We start from the raw sequence: 21501 nt of genomic DNA, 5'->3' as shown, positions 1-21501 counted from the left end.
CAAAAATCTGCCCAGTTGCCGGTTAGTGCTTTACCCCGTAGACGGGGATCCCCCAACGTTGATACTTCTTTCAAGAAGCCCGTTATTCGTTTTCGTACTGGCTTGTCTAGCTTGCGAAGCTCGCGCTCAGCTTGCGGGATAAACTTAACACTCAAACTCACGCTCAAGTTCTTCCAGCGAGATGGCCTTCAGTTCGCCCTTACGAACGGCTTCAACCTCGGCACGGATTGTGGAGACATACTCGAAGTCATCCAAGTACTTGCGTAGTGCCTCACGAACATAAGAGTCAGGGGATCGACCGGTTAGCTCGGACACTCGATCTAAGCGTTGGTTGTCACATTGTGGCAGCCAGAGGCTAATAAGATCACTCATGCAAAACACTGTAAGGACTGATAGGAGTTTGGGGAAGACCCTATAAGAGGTCCGCCAACTTGAAATGACCGATCCTTGCTAACAGGCCAGCTACCCATCCGACAACATCACCCCATCAATGAGTAGCCTCATCAAACGCATCGGATGCGGATTCAGGAACTTCGACAAGTACCGTATCCAAGCCCTGCTCTACGCCGACAAACCCAACTGGCTGCTAGTAAACGACACTTTCCACGAAGACATCGCGGAAGAATCCGAAGCCCTGGGTTTTGGGATTCTACGGTTGAATATGACCTATTCGCGTGAGAAGAAGAAAGAGGCGCGGCAAACCTTGGAATTCTGGCCTGCCTGCAGCGGGCGGCGGGACCCGCACCTCAGGATCTCGGGGAAAGCAAAAAACCAACAACCAGGTCTGGTGGTGCCGATATGACAAATCCCCTGGCCGTTGATGACCAGGGGAAATGTGTTGGTGGGCCCCGTGGGGATCGAACCCACGACCTGCGGATTAAAAGTCCGTAGCTCTACCAACTGAGCTAGAGGCCCACGCCATAAACGCCCCCGCGGAAGGGGCGCGCTTAGGACGCGTTCCATCATAACGGGTGGATGCCCGCTGAGGTAAATCGCATGCCTCCCCCGCAGGAATCACGGGGGAGACGGGTGGTTTTCTAGCCCTTCATGGAGCCCTTTTCCACCAGGTTGCGGTGGAAATCGAAGGCGGTGGCCAGATCATGCGGGGTCTGCAGGAATGCCTTGTCGCCGCTGGTGGCGCGGTCGTAGTACTCCTGCAGGGCCGGACGGTAGTCCGGGTGAGCGATGGAGATCATCTTCTCCACGCGGGCACGCGGGGCGAGGCCACGCAGGTCGGCATAGCCGTATTCGGAGATGACGACCATGACATCGTGCTCGGTGTGGTCGATGTGGGAGGCGAAGGGGACGATCGCGGAGATCGCGCCGTCCTTGGCAATCGAGGGGGTGATAAAGGAGGAGATGTAGCCGTTGCGGGTGAAGTCACCGGAACCACCGATGCCGTTCATCATGCGGGTGCCGGCCACGTTGGTGGAGTTCACGTTGCCGTAGATATCGGCTTCGATCAGGCCGTTGGTGGCGATCAGGCCGGTGCGGCGGATGACCTCGGGGTGGTTAGAGATGGACTGCGGGCGCAGGATGATGCTCTCGCGGTACTTCTTGGCCTCAGCGTTCATCTTCTCGGCGTACTCCGGGGAGAGGGAGAAGGAGGTGGCCGAAGCAACGGTCATCTTACCGGCGTCGATCAGGTCAACCATGCCGTCCTGGATGACTTCGGTGTAGGCCTGGATATTCTCGAACTTGGAGTCCAGCAGGCCAGCCATCACGGCGTTGGGGACGTTGCCCACGCCGGACTGCATGACATAGCCGTCGTAGCTCAGGCGACCAGCAGCAACTTCGCCCTCGAGGAAGTCGAGGAAGTTGCCGGCGATCTTCTGGGAGACCTCGTCGACGGGCTTGAAGGGGGCGTTGCGGTCCGGAGCATCGGTTTCGATAACGGCGACAACCTTGTCGGTGTCGATCTCGATGTAGGTCTTGCCGATGCGGTCACCAGCGTTGTTAATCGGGATGGCGACACGGTTCGGCAGAGCCGGAACGGTCCAAATGTCGTGCATGCCCTCGAGGTCCTCGGACTGCCAGGAGTTGACCTCAATAATGATGCGCTCTGCGGCGCGCAGGAATTCGACGTTGTTGCCAACGGAGGAGGAGGGGACAATGTTGCCGTCTTCGGTAATGCGGGTTGCTTCAACGATGGCGACATTCATCTGGCCGAAGAAGCCTTCTTCCACCATCTGGCCCAGGTGAGAGAGGTGAATATCGGCGTAACGAATCTTGCCGGCGTTGATCTTGTTACGCATCACCGGGTCGGACTGGTAGGGGGTGCGGAAGGAGATGGCATCAGCTTCGGCCATCACACCATCGCAGTTGTCAGCGGTGGAGGCACCGGTGAAAAGCTCAATGGCATAATCGTTGCCCTTGGCATGCTCGGCCTTAGCGCGCTCAGCGATGGCTTCGGGCATGGCCTTGGGGTAGCCGGCACCGGTGAAGCCGGAGATGCCTACCTTGTCACCATTGTTGACGAACTGGACAGCTTCCTCGGCGGTCATCACCTTGGAACGCAGAGCGGCGTTGGCAATCCTGTCGGACATTAATCCTCCTAGTGTCATGTCCCCGCGAGGCGCGTATCGTGCCTTGGCCTTCCACGGAGTTACGTGACATACCCCCGATTGGGGCATGTACAAGAAAACACTCAGCGAATAAGAGTGCTGGGTGTTCCGGGGAAGGTGCGGGAATATTTTGTTTTATGTTCTGAGTTCAACTGCACTTTACCTGTAGCTTTGCCCCTTGGAGGAGGGTTTGGTTGAGCAGGTTTCCGCAATCGACTTTTCAGTTACCTCCACCACATTAGTCGACTGCGCCTCACTTCGCCGCCTGGGTCACATTTAGGGGTCAAGTGTGGGCCACCTTAAAGCGTGATGCGGCGGCGACCATAGGGCTTTCGTGCTGCTTAGGGGTGTGTGGGTGGTGCTGTGTGGGTGGTGGTGTGAGCTTGGTGCCGTGGGGCTTGGTTGGCGTGGGGGTGGTGGCGTGGGGCGCCGGTAGCTCGCGGCAAGCGTACTAACCGTATGTGGGTGGCTCTTTTTCTGCCTGATCGAGTCGCCGCGCAACTTTCTTGGTGCCGAAGATAGAAATGCTGATCGCGACCAATAAGAAGAGGGCGAGCTCCACGGGGCCGACATTCACACCAAGAGCAGCCATGATCCCGGCGATGATGAACATGACCACGTTGAGGAAAACAATGAACGCGATAAGAAGAATCAGGAAGCGTTTCATGGTCTATGCACCTTCTCCCATCAGTACAGCGGGTCGAGGGGTAGAGAGTTTGGGCACCAACATCTCCTTAGAGGTCGTCATCCTGAAAGGTGGTCGTGCGGTCGCGGGCTTAGGTCGCCGCGGAGTCGAGCTCATCTATCCCCCGCTTTAATGGGAGATATATGGACTTTTCTACCATCTGCCCCTCGGCTTTGGACTAAGAGAACCCCCAAAGCAGGGGCCCAACATGGTGTTGGTGATGGCAGCGCCTTTTCCGGTGATGCCGGCGTGGTTTGCTGTTGGTTGGAGGTAGCGGGAACAATACCTGCCTGTGACCTTGAAAATCGGACCGCATAAACTCTCCTCCCCCGTGGTGCTCGCCCCTATGGCTGGGGTGACCAATGTTGCTTTTCGCACGCTCTGTCGCGAATTGGAGTTGGAGAAAACCGGCACGGTTTCTGGTCTTTATGTGTGCGAGATGGTGACTGCTCGTGCATTGGTGGAACGCAATGAAAAGACCTTGCATATGACCACCTTCGCCCCGGAGGAATCCCCCCGTAGCTTGCAGCTGTACACCACTGATCCGGAGTACACCTATAAGGCCGCGAAGATGATCGTGGATGAGGATCTCGCCGACCACATTGATATGAACTTCGGTTGCCCAGTACCGAAGGTAACCCGGCGCGGCGGGGGTTCCGCGCTGCCCTATAAGCGGCGACTATTCGGCAATATTGTGGCTGCCGCGGTGCGGGCTACTGAGGGGACCGATATTCCCGTTACCGTGAAATTCCGGGTGGGGATCGACGCCGAGCACCATACGCACTTAGATGCTGGGCGGATTGCGATTGAGGAAGGTGCCGCGGCGGTTGCTTTGCATGCCCGTACTGCTTCTCAGCGTTACTCCGGAGAAGCAGATTGGGGTGAGATTGCACGCTTGAAGGACCACCTGGGCCATACCGGGGTGCCGGTGTTGGGAAATGGCGATATTTTTGCGGCCCGTGATGCCAGCGCGATGATGGCTCAAACGGGTTGCGACGGTGTGGTTATTGGCCGTGGTTGTTTGGGGCGCCCCTGGTTATTTGCGGAGCTTTCGGCCGAGCTGCGTGGGCTGCCTCTGCCCTCTGAACCGACGTTGGGTGAGGTGACCCGGATCATTCACCGTCATGCTGAGCTATTGATTGCCCATGATGGGGAGGATCGCGCTTGCCGTGATTTACGTAAGCACATGGGTTGGTATCTTCGCGGTTTCCCGGTTGGTGGGGAGTTGCGCGCGCAGCTTTCCAAGATTGGGTCTTTGGCTCAGCTGGAGGACACCTTGGCCCCGTATACGGATTCAATGGAGCTAGCTAATGACGCCGAAGGTCCGCGGGGACGTCAGGGTTCCCCAGCTAAGGTGCTGTTGCCGGAGGGCTGGTTAGATGATCCGGAGGATGAGACGGTACCGGAGGGTGCTGACATTATGCACTCTGGTGGCTAAGTAGTTTCGGGGGTAAACGGGGTTCACTCTCCCGAAGTGTGGCGCAGGACTCATTCTGGCACGGTACGCTCAGCGATCACATCGTGCTACCGAGCCTGTGGGGAGAAAATGAACACACAAGACGACATCGTTATTGCCGGCGCCGCACGCACCCCAACCGGCCGCTTTCTGGGGAGCCTCGCGAATATCGCCGCACCACAATTAGGTGCGCACGCGATCGCAGGTGCCCTGGGGGACTTCCCCGGCGAACGCGTTGACGCCGTGATTATGGGCGAAGTGCTTCAAGCCGGAGTAGGCCAAAACCCCGCCAAACAAGCAGCCCTTGCTGCTGGTATCACCCCGAATGCGCATACCTTGACGGTAAATAAGGTGTGTTTATCTGGGTTAACCGCGGTCATTGATGCTGCTCGTTTGCTGCGTAGCCGGGAAGCAGATGTGGTGGTTGCCGGGGGTATGGAATCTATGAGTCAATCCCCGCATCTTCTGCCGCGTTCTCGGTTTGGGCTGCGCTATGGGGATGCCCGCCTGATCGACCATCTAGCCCATGATGGTTTACGTGCCGCAGACTTGGATATCGCCATGGGTGAGCTCAGCGAACGCTATGCCGATCGCTACCCTGTCACCCGCGAAGATCAAGATGCCTTCTCCGTGCTCTCGCATGAACGTGCATTAAAGGCACGTAAAGACGGCACCTTCGCTAAGGAAATCGTTGAGGTTGAAGGCCTGGACCATGATGAAGGTGTGCGCGAGGGAGTCAGCGCAGAATCGCTTCGCAGACTACGCCCCGCGTTTACTGCTGATGGCAGCATCACGGCAGGTAATGCCTCGCAATTATCCGATGGTGCCGCAGCTCTTCTGCTATGCCGGCGCGAATACGCCGATGCCCATGGCCTAAGGGTTTTGGCGGTAGTGCGCGCCCCAGGCCAAGTTGCGGGGCCTGATTCCTCCCTGCAACACCAACCAGCCCGTGCCTTAGAGCGAGCTTTGAAGCGCCAAGGCTGGGAGGCAAGTGACCTGGACGCTATTGAAATTAATGAAGCTTTTGCGGCGGTGGCCGTGTATTCCGCCCGCGAATTGGGTATTGAGTGGGAGAAGGTCAATATCCACGGCGGTGCGATTGCGATGGGCCATCCGATTGGTGCTTCCGGCGCCCGCCTAGCGGTGCACTTGGCACACCAGATTGCCGCCGGGAAGATCAGCCGCGCCGGAGCCGCACTATGCGGCGGTGGCGGCCAAGGCGAAGCCCTCCTTTTCGAGGCCTCTGTCTAAAGAAGGAAGATATGAGTATCCACACCAGTATTCACAACCACACCGCGGTCATCACCCTTGATCGCCCGAAAGCCTTAAATGCCTTGAACCATGAGATGGTCAAGGAAATGACTCGGGTGCTTCAGGAATGGCGTGATGATGAGGACATCACCATGGTGGTTCTCCGCGGGGCCGGGGAACGCGCCTTGTGCGCTGGCGGGGATATCGCCAGCCTCTACGAGGATGCCAAATTAGGCGGCAGCTTAGGCGAAGAATTCTGGCGCGATGAATATCGCTTAAATGACCTCATCGCCAACTACCCCAAGCCCTACGTTGCGATCATGCACGGCATTGTGCTGGGCGGCGGGGTGGGTGTCTCCGCCCATGGCAGCCACCGCATTGTCACTGACTCCACGCGCATCGGTATGCCAGAAGTTGGCATCGGATTTGTTCCTGATGTCGGTGGTACCTATTTGCTTTCCCGTGCCGGAGAGCTGGGCCGTTACCTGGCCTTAAGTGCTCGGCATGTGGGAGCTGCTGATGCCATCCGCTCAGGTCTAGCTGATGTGTATGTGCCAGAAGAGCGCCTTGAGGAATTGCTCGGACAGCTCTGTGCCACCGGTTTGCCTTCAGTAATTGATGACTTTGCTCAGCCGCTGGAAGAAGAAGGCGTTGATGCATCAAAGTGCGTGGGTGAAACCGTGGCCGAGATTCTGGCTAACCTCGATGAGGATGATGCTAAGCGCATCCGGCAGCACTGCCCTACCGCGTTGGCGGTGACCTTGGCTAGCTTGCAGCGTGCCGCCAACATGGATCTGAAGCAAGCTTTGAATGCGGAGTTTGGTGTCTCTTTGAGGATGCAAGCTCGCGCTGATTTCGTGGAAGGAGTGCGCGCCCAAATTATTGATAAGGACCGCTCCCCTGCCTGGTGCCCGGCTTTTCTTGATGATGTCCATGAGGAAGCCATCGAAGAGATACTCAGCCCCGTGGACTGCGAATATCCTTTTGCCTAAGACAACCCCCTGAAAGGAAAATCATGTCTGACTACGAAAACATTCTGGTTGAACGCCAAGACCGCGTCGCCATCATCACCTTGAACCGCCCCAAGTCCCTCAATGCCCTCAATAGCACCACGATGCGTGAGGTAGTAGCTGCGGGCCGGGAATTGGACACCGATGATTCTGTGGGCTGCATTGTGCTCACTGGTGCTGGGGATAAAGCCTTTGCCGCTGGCGCGGATATTAAGGAAATGTCCACTCAATCCGCCACTGATATGTACATGAGCGACTTCTTTGGTGGTTGGGATGAGTTCACTCGTCTGCGCACCCCAATTATCGCCGCGGTGGATGGCTATGCCCTGGGTGGCGGCTGCGAACTAGCGATGATGTGTGACTTCATTATCGCCAGCGAAAAAGCTGTTTTTGGTCAACCGGAAATTAACTTAGGCGTTATCCCAGGTATGGGTGGTTCCCAGCGTCTAACCCGCGCCATTGGTAAAGCCAAGGCCATGGAAATGTGCCTGACTGGCCGCAATATGAAAGCCGATGAGGCAGAAACCCTAGGTTTAGTGGCGCGGGTGGTGCCAGCTGGTAAGGCACTGGAGGAAGCATTGGAAGCCGCGAAAGTAATTGCCTCGCGTTCCAAGGTGGCGTCCACCATGGTCAAGGATGTTGTTAATGCCGTATACGAAACGACTCTGACCCAGGGTGTCCAATATGAGCGCCGCGTCTTTAACTCGGTGTTTGCTTCCGAGGATCAAACGATCGGCATGGAGGCTTTTGTGAATAAGCAAAAGCCGGAATTCAAGCACCGCTAGAGATACGCCAAAGCGCCTCCTTACTGACTTTCTGAGAAGGAGGCGCTTTCGTGTTTAGAAGTCTCCGGCGATCCGGCGGAAATCGGAACAGATCTGGTAGAGATCCTCTTGGGCATCCTTGGTTAAACCCAGGTTTCGAAACACTGCATTAAGTTCCGGGGTGGCGGCTTTGACTAGGGCAATGCCCTGGTCAGTGATGCTGACGAGGATGACTCTTTTATCTTCTGCGGAGCTTCCGCGGCGAACCAGGCCATCGCGTTCTAAACGTGCCACGGTGTGAGTAACGGAGGCTGGGTGAACCTGTAGGCGTTCACTGATTTTGCTCATTGGCAGAGCACCGTGTCGGGTGAAGTGCAGTAAAGTGAGCAGTTCATAGCGGGCGAAGCTAATTCCAAATGGGGCCAGGGTTTGCTCGCAGCGGGTGCGCATCATCTGGGCTACCCGGACCACGGAGGTTAAGGTGGCCATTCCGCTGGCGGCATCGCCCCAGCCGTGCTTTTCCCAATTCGTTTTAGCGGCGGCAATGAAGTCAGTATTCGGGGCGGTATTGGGGGCCAAAGGTCGAAGCCTTTCTCACTATGCGCTGCGGGTTGCTTCTTTACTTAATCACAGGTCTGATGTCGTGAGTACTTAGCGCCTTATATATAAGGAAATGCCCAGGGCTATCTGCCCTGGGCACCCCCTTTAGGAAGGGATTATCCCTTCAGTGAAGGGAAATCGGTATCGCAGTACTCGACACCTTCGGTGTTATTCAAGCTGCCATCCGCACCATGGATGGTGGTTTCGCGACGGCGGAGCTCCACGCGGCGGATCTTGCCGGAAACGGTCTTCGGCAATTCGAAGAACTCCAGGCGGCGGATGCGCTTATAGGGGGCTAGGCCTTCACGGCAGTGTTTGAGGATGGACTCAGCAACCTCTGCGTTGGGCTCTACCCCGGCAACGAGGCTGACATAGGCCTTGGGTACTGCCAGGCGGATGGGGTCAGGAGAAGGCACGACCGCAACTTCGGCGACCGAGGGGTGCTCGATGACCACGGATTCCAACTCGAAGGGAGATAGGCGGTAGTCACTGGCTTTGAAGACGTCATCGGAGCGGCCCACATAGGTGAGGTAACCATCTACATCGCGTTCGGCGATATCACCGGTGTGGTAGAAACCGTCGCGGAAAGTTTCGGCGTTCTTTTCATCATCGCCGAAGTATCCGGGGGTAAGCCCCACCGGTCGCGGATCAAGGCGCAGGCACATTTCACCGTGATCACCGATCTCATCGGTGGCGGGGTCGATGAGCACCACATCCATACCAGGAAGCGGTAGACCCATGGAACCGGACTTCACTGGCAGTCCGGGTGGGTTGGCGACCTGCACGGAGGATTCGGTTTGGCCGAAACCATCGCGCACGGTGGTGTTCCATTCGCGTTGGACCACGGAGATGAGTTCAGGGTTAAGTGGTTCACCAGCTGCCACCACCTTGGTGGGTGGGGTTTTCAGGTGCGAGAGCTTGGCTTGAACCAGCATGCGCCACACGGTGGGTGGGGCGCAGAAACTGGTGACCCTTTCTTCTGCCATCTTGTCCATCAGGGCAATGGCGTCGAAGCGCGCATAGTTATAGAGGAAGATGGTTGCCCCGGCGATCCAGGGTGCGAAGAAGTTGGACCAGGCGTGCTTGGCCCAACCCGGGGCGGCTACGTTGAGGTGCACATCATCGGGTTGTAGTCCGATCCAGTACATGGTGGATAGGTGCCCGACGGGGTAAGAGGTGTGGGTGTGCTCCACCAGCTTCGCCTTGGAGGTGGTACCAGAGGTGAAGTACAGCAGGAGGGTCTCATCAGCCTTGGTGGGACATTCGACCTCGAACTCTTCTGGTCCTTCGTAGGAATCCTGGTAGGAGATGGTGGGGTGTGATTCTTGGGCTGGGGCGGCATCCCCCACCTGGATGATGGTGAAGTCGCCGGTGACCGGGCCGAATTTTTCGGCGTCTTCTGGGTTGACCACAACCCAAGAGATTTCGGCGCGGTCGGTGCGGTCCTGCAGGTCCGCTGGGCCGAGCATGGCGGTAGCGGGGTTTAGGACGAAGCCGCCCTTGATGCACGCGAGCATGGTTTCCCATAACTCGACTTGGTTGTTGAGCATGAGCATGACGCGGTCACCGCGTTTCATGCCGAGGCTGCGGAACCAGGTGGCCAGCTGCGAGGAGCGGCGGGAGAGATCACGGAAGGTGCGGCGAGTCTCACGCCCATCCATTTCACTGATAACAAGGGCTTCTCGATCAGCGGTTTCCGGGTCGCTACCTAGGTGGTCGAACCAGTCCAGGGCGAAGTTGAAGTGCTCGAAACGCGGCCACTCGAATTGATCGCGGGCAGCCTGGTAGTCCTCACGCAGGTCCATGAGGAGATCGCGGGCTTCGCGAAAACGCTGCGTCACATTCTGGGTGGAATCGGATGCTTGGGTCATGAGGCTCCTTAGTGTGATCCGGGTGACACTGGAGCTTAGTTGACCTTCAAAGTATTTGCGAGGGTTTGGGCAACTTTCTTGTGACAAAGGTTACCCCCGAGGATCCCCCGAAATCGCCCCCGTTGGGTGGGGCACCCAGCGATTTTTAGATGTAAAACTTCTTTTCTTCGACAAGGCCGTAGAGCACGAGGCGGCCGAGTTCGCGATAGGCCTGGGCCGCCGGCACGGCGTCGGCGATGCGGCCTTGTTGGATTTGTTGCATGGCACCTTCGACGATGATGCCGAGGAACTCTGGGGAGGCGTGGCGGAACTCTCCGTTCTCAATGCCAGCGCGGATCATATTGCTAATGCGGGCGGTGGCGGCTTTGGTGTTGGTGTCATAGAGTTCGCGGGCTAGCGGGCGGGTTGCGAGGTCGCACATAAAGGCCGGGGAAACGGGCTCTAAACAATTCGATATGCAGCGAAAATAGGCTTCTAGTTCGGCACGTTTGGTGCGGTGACCTTGGAGTGCGATGTGGGTGCGGCGCGAAATTTCTTGGAAGAAGCTAATGAGGGTTCGGCGCACAATTTCATCGACACTATCGCCTAGGGCGTAGAGCGTGGACTTGGAACAGCGGAAGCGTTTGACTGCGGAATCGATGGTGAAATCGGCGAAGCCCTCAGCCAAGAAGCTTTCAAGGAGGGCACCAAAAAGTTCGCGCTGTCGCGCGGTGAGAACTTCGGTATCAAAACTATGAGACATGGTGTGGTTCTCCGTCGTTTCTTCTTCGATTCATATATTGCTTCACCTATTCGACCACCTTTGGGCGAAAAATGTTGAAAACCTCCCCCGCGGAGAAATGCTCCTGTACACTTTGCGCTCATATCGTACTGTTCTCTAGATCACACACCTTGGAAGGTCATCATGAACCACTCCATCCCCTTCCCGGAGGCCGACATCCTTCAGGTGGCAGACCAGCTCTGCCCCGAGGAGCGGGAGCGCCTCCAAAAACTCCACGAGTTCCTCCAAGCTGAAGTGCGCCCCGTGGTGGGCGAGTATTGGGACCGTGAGGAATTCCCCTTCGAGTTATTGCCCAAACTTGCTGAGCAGGGTCTTGGCGAAATTGCCTTGGATGGCACCTCACGGCTCTTTAAGGGCCTGGCCTATGCAGAAGTCACCCGGGTGGATGTCTCGGTATCGGCATTGGTGGGAATCCATAATGAGCTGGTCGTTGAGCTCATCGACCAGCTTGGCTCTAAGGAGCAAAAGGATCAGTGGTTGCCTGGTCTTCGCCAATTCACCAAGCTGGGTTGCTTCGCGCTAACAGAACCAGACCATGGCTCTGATATTGCTGGTGGTTTGGCTACCTCAGCCAAGCGCACTGATCAGGGGTGGGTGATTAATGGTTCCAAGCGCTGGATTGGTGGCGGGACCTTCGCTGACTTCGCCATCGTTTTTGCCCGGGATACCGAGGACAATCGCATCAAGGGCTTCATTGTGGAGCTGGATCGCGAGGGGGTCAGCAAGGAGAAGATCTCCCGTAAGTCCGGGCTGCGCTGTATGCAAAATGCGAACCTGGATTTTAAGGATGTGCTGATTCCAGCGGAGAACCTCATCCCCGGGGCGGAGTCCTTTGCAGAAACCAACATTATGTTGAAGACCTCACGAGCGTGGGTGGGCTGGCAGGCCGCCGGTGTGCAGCTGGGCATTTTTGATGCGGCCCGTGATTATGCGGTTAACCGCGATCAATTCGGCAAGAAGATTGCGAAGTTCCAGCTGGTGCAAGAAGCTTTGAGCCGCATTTTGGGCAATGCCAGTGCCTCTTTGGCGATGTTGGCGCAGGTGGCGTGGATGCAGGAAAAGGGTGTCATGGAGATGCCGCACGCTGCCTTGGCCAAGGCCACTGCTACGCGTTTAGCGCGGGAATCTGCTGCGGCGGCCCGTGCACTGGGCGGCGGTAATGGCATTTTGACTGAGTATGAGCTCAGCAAATTCTTCAATGATGTGGAGGTGCTCTACACCTACGAGGGCACCTATGACATCAATTCACTGATTGTTGGTCGCGCAATTACCGGCATGTCTGCATTCGTTTAGAGGGGAGAACCTAATGAAGCTTGATTCCACCACCTCAGCTGTTGTCACAGGAGGTGCCTCAGGATTAGGCGCGGCAACCTGTGCCGAGCTAGCCGCCAGGGGCGTGCATGTCTTCGCCCTCGATCTCGAGCAAAGCATCGAAGGCAAAGCGGCAGACAACATTACTTATATCGCCACGGATGTCACCGATGAGCAACAGGTACGTCAGGCTGTGCGCCAGGCTGCCGAAGCTGCGCCTTTGCGGTTGGCGGTGACCTGCGCGGGGATTTGTCCTTCGGCGCGGATTGTGGGGCGCAAGGGCACCCATGATGTGGGGCTGTTTGCCACTACGTTAAATGTGAATTTGGTGGGCACTTTTAGTGTCATGGCGGCGGCGGCCGATGTGATGTCCACGCAGGAACCCATTAATGAGGATGGGGCACGCGGGTTGGTGGTGACCACTGCATCTGTGGCTGCCTTTGAAGGGCAGGTTGGGCAGGCCGCCTATGCCGCCAGTAAGGGCGGGGTGCATGCCTTGAGCATTACTGCGGCGCGTGATTTGGCGGGGTTGGGGATCCGCGTGAATTCCATTGCGCCGGGCATTGTGGAGACCCCCATGATGGCTGGGATTACCGAGGAGTTCCGGGAGGAATTGCAGGCCAGGGTGGTGTTCCCGAAGCGCATGGCGAAGCCTACGGAGTTCGCGGATTTGGTGGTGGCCTTGGCGGAAAATGATTACCTCAATGGAGAAACCATCCGCCTCGACGGCGCGCTGCGGATGCCCCCGCGTTAGAGCGCTACCCGGGCTCCTTGCTTCCGCTCCTAGCTCTGGTGGTAGGGGCGCAACCCCCAGTAGGGGAACACCGCTCGGGAGGTTGCCACCATGGGGGCGCCGGGGGCATCAGTGAGCACACGTTCAGGGCGATAATGCGCCAATAATCCTTCGGCCCCGGGGTCGCCCATGGTGGCGGCAACGGGGCCTTGGACTACCTGCGCCCAATCCTTCGGGGTGGGGTGCGCGGCCTCTAAAGGCATATCCGCCATCGCCGCTAGGGTGTGGGTCCAGGCGCGCGCCGCGGAATCGCGCAGATAACCGCCACCACCAATGGCCACCCACTTGCCGCCAGCAAAACGATCAGCCCAGCTAGCCACCGAACGATAAGCCCGGGCCATGGCATCCATGGATAAATCCAGATCCGCTAGCGGGTCAGCACGGTGAGCATCAGCACCGTGCTGGCTAACAATGATCTCTGGTTTAAAGACCTGCAATAGCGGCGGGATAATGCCGTGCACGGCCCGCAACCAATCAAGATCCGCGGTGTGGCGCTCAAGAGCCACATTCACCGCGGTGCCTAAGGCGCGCTGCCCACCAATGTCATTAGCGAAGCCAGTGCCGGGGAAAAGATGCAGCCCTGATTCATGCACCGAGATAGTAAGCACCCTGGGGTCATCCCAAAAGATTTTTTCCACCCCATCACCGTGGTGCGCATCAAGATCCAGGTAAGCCACCCGGCTAGCGCCGCGATCAAGCAACCACTTAATGGCCACCGCGGCATCATTGAACATGCAAAACCCACTCATGGAACCTTCATGGGCGTGGTGCAGGCCGCCGGCCATATTTGCGGCACGGTCATAGCGGCCTTCCCATACCTCTTCCACGGCCGCCACGGTGGCGGATACCACGCGGGCAGCTACTCGCGGTAGCTCCGGAACCACGGGGTGATCGGCATCCCCGATCCCTAGTTCTGGTTTCGGCTCCCCACTAGCTAAGGCCTGGAGGTAGTCATCGCTATGCACCAGGCGCAGCAGGCGGTCGCGCGCCGGTGGGGGTTCCATAATGTCGAAGTGGTCTAGCACCCCCAAGGCTTCGGCGAGGTGCATGGCCAGGCGAACCCGGCGCGGCCCCATGGGGTGGAAGGGCCCGAAGCTATAGTGATCCAGCGCCTCCCCATAGACCAGGAGCGGGCGTTTCTTTTCGCGGCGCATCATGTGGCTGAAAGTCCGCGGGCGAGGGGATCACGTTCAGTAGATAGCGGGGCGACCCGCATCCGGGCGCCCACCACGTAGGTGTTATCGGCGCTGGCCACCACGGGGGTGAGCTCGATTTCCACTAAGGCGGCGATATCATCTTTCAGTCGCGCGAGCTTAATGAGCAGGTCCTCGATGCTATCGAGCCGGGAGGGGGTGGCCCCGCGGTAGCCGTGCAGGATGGGCGCGGCCGCGAGTTGTTCCAACATGGCGCTGGCATCGCTTCGCCTTAAAGGTGGTACCCGCCAGGCGCGATCCCCCACCAAATCAGAGGCCAGCCCGGATGCACCGACACTGACCATGGGGCCAAGCACAGGATCTTCAATAGCGCGCATGGATAGGGATGCACCAGCTGGCACGGTTGCCTGAATGACGGGTTGAAGCACGCTGGGGTCTGGTTCTCCGGCGACCCCAAGTTCCACAGCAATACGCCCAAGCGAGGCCCAGGCTTGGCGCATGCTGGTGGGATCCCCAATGTGACGCACCACCGCGGAAAGCTCCGGGCGGCCACGTACCACTGGGCTAAGTGCTTTAAGCACCACGCCCCACCCCATGCCGGCAGCCGCCTCGGTGGCTTCTTCGAGGTTTTCCACTGGCACCCAGGGCACCAGGTCAATCCCATAGGCCGCTAAAATCGCAGCGCATTCCTCATCAGTGGCGGCGCGCGCTTCTTCTAAGTTCATCTCGGCCACCATCTGCAGGACTTTCTCTTCCCGCAGGTCATGGCGTTCTTCCAGTTCTTCCACCGTGGGGCGGGCCGCGGCACGCATCTCTTCATTTCGGCGAATCAAAGAGATCGCCTCCAAGGCATCCGCGTAGGTGGCGAAGATAGGCAGTTCGCCTTGTTCTTCCGCGCTTTCGGGGTTGCGGGCACCAAAGGTGTGCGGTTGTTTAAAGCCCACAAAAGAAGCAATCAGCGGGGTGCGGGTAGTGCCGGCAGCGAGTTCGCGCAGCAGCTCATAATAGTTTTGGGTGTTCTCGCCGCGGATATCCACCACTGCCACGAGTACCGCGTGGACCCCTGGTTCGGCGAGGGCTTCTTGGGTGGCTTCGGCAAGAGTGCTGCCGTGGCTCATCCGCGGATCTGGTTGAAGATCAAAGCGCAGCGCGGCTTGGTGCATTTGGCTGAGCAAGCCCTTGGAGTTGGCGATCAGCGCAACTTTCCTTCCGCGGGGAAGAGGTTGGCGCGCCAGGATCTGCGCGATATCAAACATGGTGTCGCGGCGTTGCACCACCATCGCCCCAGAGCGGCTAATCACTTCATCCAAAGCCCCAGCTGGGGCACTGATCAAACCGGGAAGGTCATAGTGCCGAGCGGTGCCCAATGCCCGCGAAGGAGTAAACACCACCACGTGCTTTTCTAAGGCCAGGCGCCTAAGAACCCGGAAGAATTTCCGTGGGTTACCAATGGCATCTAGGGATAAAAGACAGATCTGGGTATCGGCATCTTCCGCCCAGAATTGGATGACGTCATTAGCAGTAATATCCGCAAACGCCCCGGTGGCGATGAAGGTGCTCAACCCACAGCGGCGCTCAATGGCTCGGGCAAGCGCCAAGGTGGCTACACCCGCCGATTGCGTGAACAGCCCCACCGAACCTGGGCGCGGCATGGGCGCCGGGGAGGCATTAAGCCGCACTCGCGGGTCGGCATTAATCACCCCCAAGGAGGCGGGTCCGAAAGCACGCAACCCATAGGAGCGCGCCTTTTCCACGAACTCGCGGATCTCTTCACCGCGAAGCCCGGGGCTCCCACCTTGGGCGACAACAACTAGGCCGCGGGCTTCTTTCGCGGCGGCGGCCGCCAGGATCTCATCGAGGGTTTCCTTGTGATAGGCCACCACCACCAGGTCCACTACCCCGGGCAGACCTTGGAGGAGGCTCGCGGCGGAACGCGGGCGGGAGGGCTCTGCCAGGGAGGATTCCTCCGCCGAGGAAGGCTCGGCCGCAACCTCCCCCTCCACAACCCCAGCCTCATCCCTCGCCGCGCTGGTCACCACATGCAACTCCCCGCGGAAACCACTGTCCACAATGCCAGCAACAATGCTGCGCATCTCTTCTACATCCCCCACTACCGCCACATGCCGTGGCTCCAAGAGCCGCCGAATCGCACTGGCCTCCGCGCGGTGCTCGCGCTGCAACATCACTTCCTTCGAGCGCTGCGTGGGATCAATCGGGAAATCCACCGTGATGAAGCCATCTTCTAACTCCGGTTTCACCAGGTACCCGGCGCGCACAAACACCTGCACCATCGAGCGGTTTTGAGTCAACATCTCTGCGAAGAAACGCTCCACCCCGCACTCGCGCCCGATCTGCGCTAAGTGCTCCAATAAAATATTCGCGGCCCCGCGCCCATGGTGATCGTCTTGTACCAAGAAGGACACATCCCCTACCCGCGCGGGTAAAAATTGCTGCACAATTTCATAGCGGGCGGTGGCAATAATGCGGTCGCGTTCAGTAATCACCAGGGTAACGCGATCATGGTGATCCACATTCACCCAGCGGTCCAGGTCATCTTCGCCGAGTGTGGGGTGCGCGCTAAAAAACCTCAAATACTTGGAGGTATCGGATACACGATCATAAAACTCAATGAAGCGTTCGCGATCCTCCGGCTCCACTCGCCGCAGGTGCGCTACCCCACCATCAGCAAGAACAATGTCGGCTTCCCAGTTCATGTGCGGGCCCTTTCGCAGTTTCTGGGAAGCTTACCTAGAACAAACTAGGTGCGCAGGGAAAACAACACATGTTCTTCGGCAATCTCAAAACCTAAATTCTCATAGGCCTTCACCGCCGGCTGGTTATCATCCTCCACATACAAAATCACGCGCTTGACCTTGCGCTGATCCCGCAAATGCACAATCCCGGCGCGCAATAAGGGGTCCCCCAACCCACGTCCGCGCGCACGTTTACCCAGGCCCACCACATAAATCTCGCCCAGCCCTTCACCATGAACCTTCAACCAATGAAAGCCCATAATTCCCCGCTCATCCACTAAAAAGAGTACATCTTCCGGGTCAAACCATTCGGTATCTTGGGCGCGCGCAAGCCGCTCTAAGTCCCATCCGCCCTGCTCCGGGTGCCAATCAAAGGCCTCATTATTCACCTTCAACCATTGTTCCTGCGCATCCGGCGCCTGGTATTCCGCCAAGCTCACCAGGCCATCAGCACCTTCTACCTGCGCCAATGCGTCCCCGGTTAATTCCATTACTAAAAGCCGCCGCTTAATTTCTAGCCCGAGGCTTTTCCCGAGACCCTGGGCTGCGGGAAGATTCCCATGGGCCCAGGTCGGCACGCTTCCGAGCGCATGCCACAGCGCTTCCCCAATACCTAACCTGCGGGCATCAGGCCGCACCGTTAATTCCGCGGACTGCCCATCAAACGCACCCACGCCCACCAATTTCTCATCCTTAAAGGCCAGGTAGTGCTTGTGCCCAAGCCGAGGGTCATCAAGCCCTAATAAGAATTGTTCGCTGAGTGGTTCTACCCCATCGTGGGCGGCTACCTCTTCGCAGAGCTTCTTAGCGGCAGTGGCTAGTTCATCTGTTAACTCGTTATATTGCTTAATGTCCATGCTCACCCACGCTACCTTCACGGAGTATTTGTGCCACGCCGACTCCTCTATCTCATCGCTTCCCTGCTGCTCATCTTGTGGGTAGCTGATGGGATTATTGCCATCCGCGTGGAAAAACGCATCGCCACTATTGTGGAAAACTACTCGAATTTAGAGGTAGCGCCACGAGTATCCGCCGGTGGCACCCCCTATACCGCCGCGCTTTTAAGCGGCACGCTGCCGCAGGTGTCTGCGGATGTGTATGACGTTGATCTCCCACCCTTCGGCATGGTTAATGCCCGCACCGAGGCCATCAATGTTGAGGCCTCCCCGGCACAGGTGCTCAGCGGTGATCTGGCAGGTGCACAAACCGAGTTACTTCGCCGAACCATCAGTCTTGATGGGGTGTCTTTGGGGCGTCAATTAGGGATCATGGATCTCGATATCGCCAACCCCTATGACATTTCCCCTGCCGGTGGTTCTGTCACGGAAGCTAAGCTCACCGGTACCCCAGAAAAATTTGAGCGCCCCATCTCGGTGGTGGTGGCGCTGCGTCTTGATGGGCCGATGTTCCGCATGACCCCGCGGGTGATTGATTTTCCTGAGCGCGAGGAAGAAATCCGTGAGGCATTCACCTACGAGTTTGATACCCGCGAGCTTCCCCTTGCCTCCCAGGCACAATCAGTGACCTTGGATGGCGGCAGCATCCGCTTTTCCGCCGAGGTTCGCAATACCGCCCTGGAGTTCTCCAAACTCGCCCCGCTCGCCAAGTAGCCTGGTTTAGCGGATGCGCACCAGGTCGCGGACCACTTGCCAGGGCCGGCGGGAAAACTTTTTATGGTGCGCCACCGTCGGCGCAAAAACCTTCAATGCCGCCGGCACGCTACGCAACACCACGCTTTGGCGCACCCCGGCTGATTCCCCATCTACTTGGAAGCGCCGCGGTTCATGGCAGCTCAGTGTCACTTCCACAACATCATCCACGCGGATCATATTTTGGCGAATCCACTGCCCAAAATATTTGCGATACCCAAAACCAATCAGGTGCAACATCCCAGCAGCACCCTTAATCCCAGAGATATCGCTTAACCCAAAGATCCCCAGGTTGCGATCAAAGGAGTTCCTTGGGTTCGTGACCACCGGCAGCGGGCCGAGGAAGGTCCACGGGTTGGTATTGGAGGCCACGCACAAGGGAATATCCTCACAAACCACCTCTTCACCATCTTTGGTGCGTGTCTGCAAAGAAATCTGTGGGGGTTCCCGGCGCGCCCGCATCCAGGCGCGCAAAGACACATTCAGATACACCAAAGGCGAAGCCGCAAAACCATAGCTTCGTGCTCTTTCCACCCCGGCAATAACTTCCGCATCAATGCCGAAGCCAGCATTCACCGCAAACCAGCGGTCATTCCAGGTACCTAGGGTGATATCGCGGGTGAGGTTCCCCGCCAAGGTCCCAGCCAGGGTTTCCACCGCACTTTCGGCATCCGCCGGGAAACCTAAGGCGCGAGCAAAAACATTGGCTGATCCGGTGGGTACTACTGCTAATGCGGGGATGCGGCGTGATTCCACTGGTTTATCTGCGGGCCCTAAAAGCCCATTGACTACTTCATTGACGGTGCCATCCCCACCGAGCACCAACACTGCGTCAATATCGGAATCTGGGTCCTCCACAATGGCGCGGCACATTTCTTCCGCATGCCCGGCATAGTGCGTGAATTTACTCAGCAAATGCAGGTCCGGGACTTCCATCAAAGTCGGGACGATCGAGCTGAACAAGGCGGGCGATTGGCTCGTCGAGTTCGGATTCGCGATCATGAGGACCTTCATTCCGCCTAGCCTACCTTTAGTTCGATTCAGTGCCCTTGCCCCACGGGCGATTCACCCCAACAAGTAGCATGGTCGCCATGAGCGAAGAGAATAATAACCAGCCCACCCCACCAGCTGATACCCCCCGCCTTGATGGGAATGCTGCAGTCAACCAAGCTGCGGAATCAGCGAAGAAAACCGCGCACCTGAATATCCCCGGCATGAAGGAACTCTTCGATCTTCCCATCGAAGATGACACCGCCAACCTTCGTCAGGGCCCGAACCTGCACGACGGTCTTTTAGCCCTCCTGCCGCTAGTTGGCGTGTGGCGCGGCGAAGGCCAAGCCGATACCCCAGCAGATGGCCAATTCGCTTTCGGCCAGCAGCTGATCATCGCCCACGATGGCGAGAACTACCTCACCTATGATTCCCGCATCTGGCGTCTCGATGAGGAAGGCAACGCCCACGGCACCATCGAGCGCGAATCCGGTTTTTGGCGCATCGACCTCAAAGACCAAATGGAAGTCATCTGCACGCACTCCACCGGCGCGGTAGAAATATTTTATGGCCAACCCATGAACGAGCGCGCCTGGGAGCTGGAATCCGCCAGCACCATGGTCACCGCCTCCGGGCCCACCACCTTAGGCCCCGGCAAGCGTCTTTATGGCCTGCTCCCCAACAATGATCTCGGCTGGGTCGATGAGCGCCTCGTCGATGGTGAGCTGCACCCACGGATGTCAGCCCAACTCCACCGAGTCGCCGGTTAAACCAAGCAGCTACACTAACAAGCGGTGTCGGCACTAGTAGCCCGACACCATGCGACGAACGCCACCTCCTAGCTCCCTATGGGCTATCGCGGTGGCGTTCGTTTTTTCCAGCGCTACGGTGCCACAACGCCACAGCACCCCGGTACCACTGCACCCGCACCACACAGCGCCCGCTAGCGCGTCAACGCCTCCTCAATCAGCCCCCGCACTGCCTTTAACGAGTCCTTCCCCGGGCTTCCCAGCTCCTTATCGTTAATCCGGGTCACCCGCGCCCCCATCCGCACGGAGCTTAATAACCACACCGATTCCGCCTCATACAGGTCCGACACCGAAAGCTCCTTGTGCTTACAGCGCCAGCCCTTCTTCTCCCCCAACTCAAAAAGTGCGGCCACCGCGGTCCCAGCAATAATCTCCCCCGCCGGCTCCGGACTACGCAGCCGCTTATCCTTCTTCACAATCACCACACTCGAGGTCGCCGCCTCCAGTACGCGGTCTCCCTCGACCCACAGCACATCATCAAATCCCTGCGCGCGGCCTTCCCGCAGTGCCGCCATCGCCGCGGTGTAGTTCAAAGACTTCGCCGCCAAACTGACCCACGGTTTTTGCTTCTTCGTCGGCGAAATCTGGAAGCTAAACCCACGCTCCGCAGTCATCACGGCTACGCCTTCTTCGCGTTGTTTTAATTGCGTATCACTCAGCGCTCGCACGGTAATCCACGCGCTCGGCACTCCGGTGCTCGCCCGCCCACCGGTTAAGGTCCACGTCATTGCGGCTTGGGGTTTCTTCTTCCCCGGGATCTGCCCGCACCAATCCGCCGCCGCCTCCGCCGCGGCCTGCCCCCAGTGCTCCGCATCCGGGACCGCTAGCCCCAATTGGGTGGCCGAAGCCTGAAGACGTTTCATATGCCGCTGAAAATTCGCGACCTTCCCATCATGTATCAGCAGCGTCTCAAAAACACCTTCGCCTCGCGTGACAGCAGCATCATCCCAGTACAGATGCGGTAAGGAGGTGTTGTGGCGGCGGGTGGAGCCACCAAAGGGTTCAACCTGAAGGACCACGGGACTGGGCGAATTTAAAGCCATGTTATGGATTATGCCTT

General features: G+C 58.1%; 20 protein-coding genes and 1 tRNA gene. 9 read left to right on the top strand and 12 right to left on the bottom strand.

The annotated features are described in order from the left end of the window. Positions 1 to 144: 144 nt before the first annotated feature. Positions 145 to 372, bottom strand: a complete 228-nt coding sequence (relB, locus tag BMZ01_RS08875; protein WP_092286604.1) for a type II toxin-antitoxin system RelB family antitoxin — start codon at positions 370 to 372, stop codon at positions 145 to 147. A 118-nt stretch (positions 373 to 490) separates the two neighbouring features. Between relB and BMZ01_RS08870 the strand changes: the two genes are divergently transcribed. Then, complete coding sequence (locus tag BMZ01_RS08870) at positions 491 to 802, top strand: hypothetical protein (RefSeq protein ID WP_092286564.1); 312 nt, start codon at positions 491 to 493, stop codon at positions 800 to 802. 37 nt (positions 803 to 839) lie between these two features. Here BMZ01_RS08870 and BMZ01_RS08865 read toward each other — a convergent pair. The 3 genes from BMZ01_RS08865 to BMZ01_RS08855 form a co-directional block, all read right to left on the bottom strand. Next, a tRNA-Lys gene (locus BMZ01_RS08865) sits at positions 840 to 915 on the bottom strand. A 122-nt stretch (positions 916 to 1037) separates the two neighbouring features. Further along, positions 1038 to 2546 carry a succinyl-CoA:acetate CoA-transferase ScpC gene (locus tag BMZ01_RS08860; protein ID WP_092286562.1) on the bottom strand — a complete coding sequence of 503 codons (1509 nt, stop codon included), beginning with the start codon at positions 2544 to 2546 and terminating at the stop codon, positions 1038 to 1040. 469 nt (positions 2547 to 3015) lie between these two features. Next, complete coding sequence (locus tag BMZ01_RS08855; protein ID WP_092286560.1) at positions 3016 to 3231, bottom strand: hypothetical protein; 216 nt, start codon at positions 3229 to 3231, stop codon at positions 3016 to 3018. A gap of 310 nt (positions 3232 to 3541) precedes the next feature. Between BMZ01_RS08855 and dusB the strand changes: the two genes are divergently transcribed. The 4 genes from dusB (at position 3542) to BMZ01_RS08835 (ending at position 7751) form a co-directional block, all read left to right on the top strand. After that, positions 3542 to 4687: a tRNA dihydrouridine synthase DusB gene (gene dusB / locus BMZ01_RS08850; protein ID WP_092286558.1), complete on the top strand. Its 1146-nt coding sequence runs from the start codon at positions 3542 to 3544 to the stop codon at positions 4685 to 4687. 108 nt (positions 4688 to 4795) lie between these two features. Beyond that, positions 4796 to 5956, top strand: coding sequence for an acetyl-CoA C-acyltransferase (locus tag BMZ01_RS08845; RefSeq protein ID WP_092286556.1), 1161 nt, complete (start codon positions 4796 to 4798; stop codon positions 5954 to 5956). An 11-nt stretch (positions 5957 to 5967) separates the two neighbouring features. Continuing rightward, a complete protein-coding gene (locus BMZ01_RS08840; protein WP_092286554.1) occupies positions 5968 to 6948 on the top strand; it encodes an enoyl-CoA hydratase/isomerase family protein in 981 nt (326 codons plus the stop codon). A gap of 23 nt (positions 6949 to 6971) precedes the next feature. Continuing rightward, positions 6972 to 7751, top strand: a complete 780-nt coding sequence (locus BMZ01_RS08835; RefSeq protein ID WP_092286552.1) for an enoyl-CoA hydratase — start codon at positions 6972 to 6974, stop codon at positions 7749 to 7751. Between the two features lie 54 nt (positions 7752 to 7805). On the opposite strand, the gene BMZ01_RS08830 is transcribed toward BMZ01_RS08835, so the two are convergent. From BMZ01_RS08830 to BMZ01_RS08820, 3 genes are all read right to left on the bottom strand, one after another. Then, positions 7806 to 8309: a MarR family winged helix-turn-helix transcriptional regulator gene (locus tag BMZ01_RS08830; RefSeq protein ID WP_395891003.1), complete on the bottom strand. Its 504-nt coding sequence runs from the start codon at positions 8307 to 8309 to the stop codon at positions 7806 to 7808. Between the two features lie 137 nt (positions 8310 to 8446). Next, a complete protein-coding gene (locus BMZ01_RS08825; protein ID WP_092286550.1) occupies positions 8447 to 10201 on the bottom strand; it encodes an AMP-binding protein in 1755 nt (584 codons plus the stop codon). A 145-nt stretch (positions 10202 to 10346) separates the two neighbouring features. Further along, entirely contained in the window at positions 10347 to 10943 is a 597-nt protein-coding gene (locus tag BMZ01_RS08820; RefSeq protein WP_092286548.1) for a TetR/AcrR family transcriptional regulator, read from the bottom strand. 162 nt (positions 10944 to 11105) lie between these two features. Between BMZ01_RS08820 and BMZ01_RS08815 the strand changes: the two genes are divergently transcribed. Further along, entirely contained in the window at positions 11106 to 12275 is a 1170-nt protein-coding gene (locus BMZ01_RS08815; RefSeq protein ID WP_092286546.1) for an acyl-CoA dehydrogenase family protein, read from the top strand. 13 nt (positions 12276 to 12288) lie between these two features. After that, positions 12289 to 13047, top strand: a complete 759-nt coding sequence (locus BMZ01_RS08810; protein ID WP_092286544.1) for an SDR family NAD(P)-dependent oxidoreductase — start codon at positions 12289 to 12291, stop codon at positions 13045 to 13047. Positions 13048 to 13076: 29 nt separating this feature from the next. On the opposite strand, the gene BMZ01_RS08805 is transcribed toward BMZ01_RS08810, so the two are convergent. The 3 genes from BMZ01_RS08805 to mshD are packed head-to-tail and all read right to left on the bottom strand — an operon-like array spanning position 13077 to position 17850. Continuing rightward, the gene (locus tag BMZ01_RS08805; protein WP_223845932.1) at positions 13077 to 14243 is read right to left on the bottom strand and encodes an acetoin utilization protein AcuC; all 1167 of its coding nucleotides are present in this window, start codon (positions 14241 to 14243) and stop codon (positions 13077 to 13079) included. Continuing rightward, complete coding sequence (locus tag BMZ01_RS08800; RefSeq protein ID WP_092286542.1) at positions 14240 to 16954, bottom strand: GNAT family N-acetyltransferase; 2715 nt, start codon at positions 16952 to 16954, stop codon at positions 14240 to 14242. Before BMZ01_RS08800 ends, BMZ01_RS08805 begins: the two co-directional genes overlap by 4 nt. A 44-nt stretch (positions 16955 to 16998) precedes the next feature. Next, complete coding sequence (gene mshD, locus BMZ01_RS08795; RefSeq protein ID WP_177180135.1) at positions 16999 to 17850, bottom strand: mycothiol synthase; 852 nt, start codon at positions 17848 to 17850, stop codon at positions 16999 to 17001. Positions 17851 to 17880: 30 nt separating this feature from the next. Between mshD and BMZ01_RS08790 the strand changes: the two genes are divergently transcribed. Next, positions 17881 to 18603, top strand: a complete 723-nt coding sequence (locus BMZ01_RS08790; protein ID WP_223845931.1) for an LmeA family phospholipid-binding protein — start codon at positions 17881 to 17883, stop codon at positions 18601 to 18603. Between the two features lie 6 nt (positions 18604 to 18609). On the opposite strand, the gene BMZ01_RS08785 is transcribed toward BMZ01_RS08790, so the two are convergent. After that, positions 18610 to 19656, bottom strand: a complete 1047-nt coding sequence (locus tag BMZ01_RS08785; RefSeq protein WP_092286540.1) for a diacylglycerol/lipid kinase family protein — start codon at positions 19654 to 19656, stop codon at positions 18610 to 18612. A gap of 77 nt (positions 19657 to 19733) precedes the next feature. Here BMZ01_RS08785 and BMZ01_RS08780 point away from each other — a divergent pair, with 77 nt between their 5' ends. Continuing rightward, positions 19734 to 20402, top strand: a complete 669-nt coding sequence (locus BMZ01_RS08780; RefSeq protein ID WP_092286538.1) for a heme-binding beta-barrel domain-containing protein — start codon at positions 19734 to 19736, stop codon at positions 20400 to 20402. Between the two features lie 173 nt (positions 20403 to 20575). Here the strand turns inward: BMZ01_RS08780 and BMZ01_RS08775 are convergent, their stop codons facing one another. Beyond that, positions 20576 to 21484, bottom strand: a complete 909-nt coding sequence (locus BMZ01_RS08775; protein WP_092286536.1) for an aminodeoxychorismate lyase — start codon at positions 21482 to 21484, stop codon at positions 20576 to 20578. Between the last annotated feature and the right edge of the window lie 17 nt (positions 21485 to 21501).

Origin of the sequence: Corynebacterium spheniscorum, from assembly GCF_900113445.1 — a bacterium.
GTDB classification, from domain to species: domain Bacteria; phylum Actinomycetota; class Actinomycetes; order Mycobacteriales; family Mycobacteriaceae; genus Corynebacterium; species Corynebacterium spheniscorum.
Note: the sequence above shows the minus strand (reverse complement) of the source record. Positions and strands in the feature narration are given on the sequence as shown.

What these genes read in the sequence shown, in the direction of transcription:
- BMZ01_RS08855 (WP_092286560.1), bottom strand. Translation starts at nt 3,231, where the DNA reads ATGAAACGCTTCCTGATTCTTCTTATCGCGTTCATTGTTTTCCTCAAC.
- BMZ01_RS08775 (WP_092286536.1), bottom strand. Translation starts at nt 21,484, where the DNA reads ATGGCTTTAAATTCGCCCAGTCCCGTGGTCCTTCAGGTTGAACCCTTT.
- BMZ01_RS08825 (WP_092286550.1), bottom strand. Translation starts at nt 10,201, where the DNA reads ATGACCCAAGCATCCGATTCCACCCAGAATGTGACGCAGCGTTTTCGC.
- BMZ01_RS08815 (WP_092286546.1), top strand. Translation starts at nt 11,106, where the DNA reads ATGAACCACTCCATCCCCTTCCCGGAGGCCGACATCCTTCAGGTGGCA.
- BMZ01_RS08780 (WP_092286538.1), top strand. Translation starts at nt 19,734, where the DNA reads ATGAGCGAAGAGAATAATAACCAGCCCACCCCACCAGCTGATACCCCC.
- BMZ01_RS08800 (WP_092286542.1), bottom strand. Translation starts at nt 16,954, where the DNA reads ATGAACTGGGAAGCCGACATTGTTCTTGCTGATGGTGGGGTAGCGCAC.
- BMZ01_RS08810 (WP_092286544.1), top strand. Translation starts at nt 12,289, where the DNA reads ATGAAGCTTGATTCCACCACCTCAGCTGTTGTCACAGGAGGTGCCTCA.
- BMZ01_RS08820 (WP_092286548.1), bottom strand. Translation starts at nt 10,943, where the DNA reads ATGTCTCATAGTTTTGATACCGAAGTTCTCACCGCGCGACAGCGCGAA.
- BMZ01_RS08785 (WP_092286540.1), bottom strand. Translation starts at nt 19,656, where the DNA reads ATGAAGGTCCTCATGATCGCGAATCCGAACTCGACGAGCCAATCGCCC.
- relB (WP_092286604.1), bottom strand. Translation starts at nt 372, where the DNA reads ATGAGTGATCTTATTAGCCTCTGGCTGCCACAATGTGACAACCAACGC.
- BMZ01_RS08845 (WP_092286556.1), top strand. Translation starts at nt 4,796, where the DNA reads ATGAACACACAAGACGACATCGTTATTGCCGGCGCCGCACGCACCCCA.
- BMZ01_RS08840 (WP_092286554.1), top strand. Translation starts at nt 5,968, where the DNA reads ATGAGTATCCACACCAGTATTCACAACCACACCGCGGTCATCACCCTT.
- BMZ01_RS08835 (WP_092286552.1), top strand. Translation starts at nt 6,972, where the DNA reads ATGTCTGACTACGAAAACATTCTGGTTGAACGCCAAGACCGCGTCGCC.
- BMZ01_RS08870 (WP_092286564.1), top strand. Translation starts at nt 491, where the DNA reads ATGAGTAGCCTCATCAAACGCATCGGATGCGGATTCAGGAACTTCGAC.
- mshD (WP_177180135.1), bottom strand. Translation starts at nt 17,850, where the DNA reads ATGGACATTAAGCAATATAACGAGTTAACAGATGAACTAGCCACTGCC.
- BMZ01_RS08860 (WP_092286562.1), bottom strand. Translation starts at nt 2,546, where the DNA reads ATGTCCGACAGGATTGCCAACGCCGCTCTGCGTTCCAAGGTGATGACC.
- BMZ01_RS08805 (WP_223845932.1), bottom strand. Translation starts at nt 14,243, where the DNA reads ATGATGCGCCGCGAAAAGAAACGCCCGCTCCTGGTCTATGGGGAGGCG.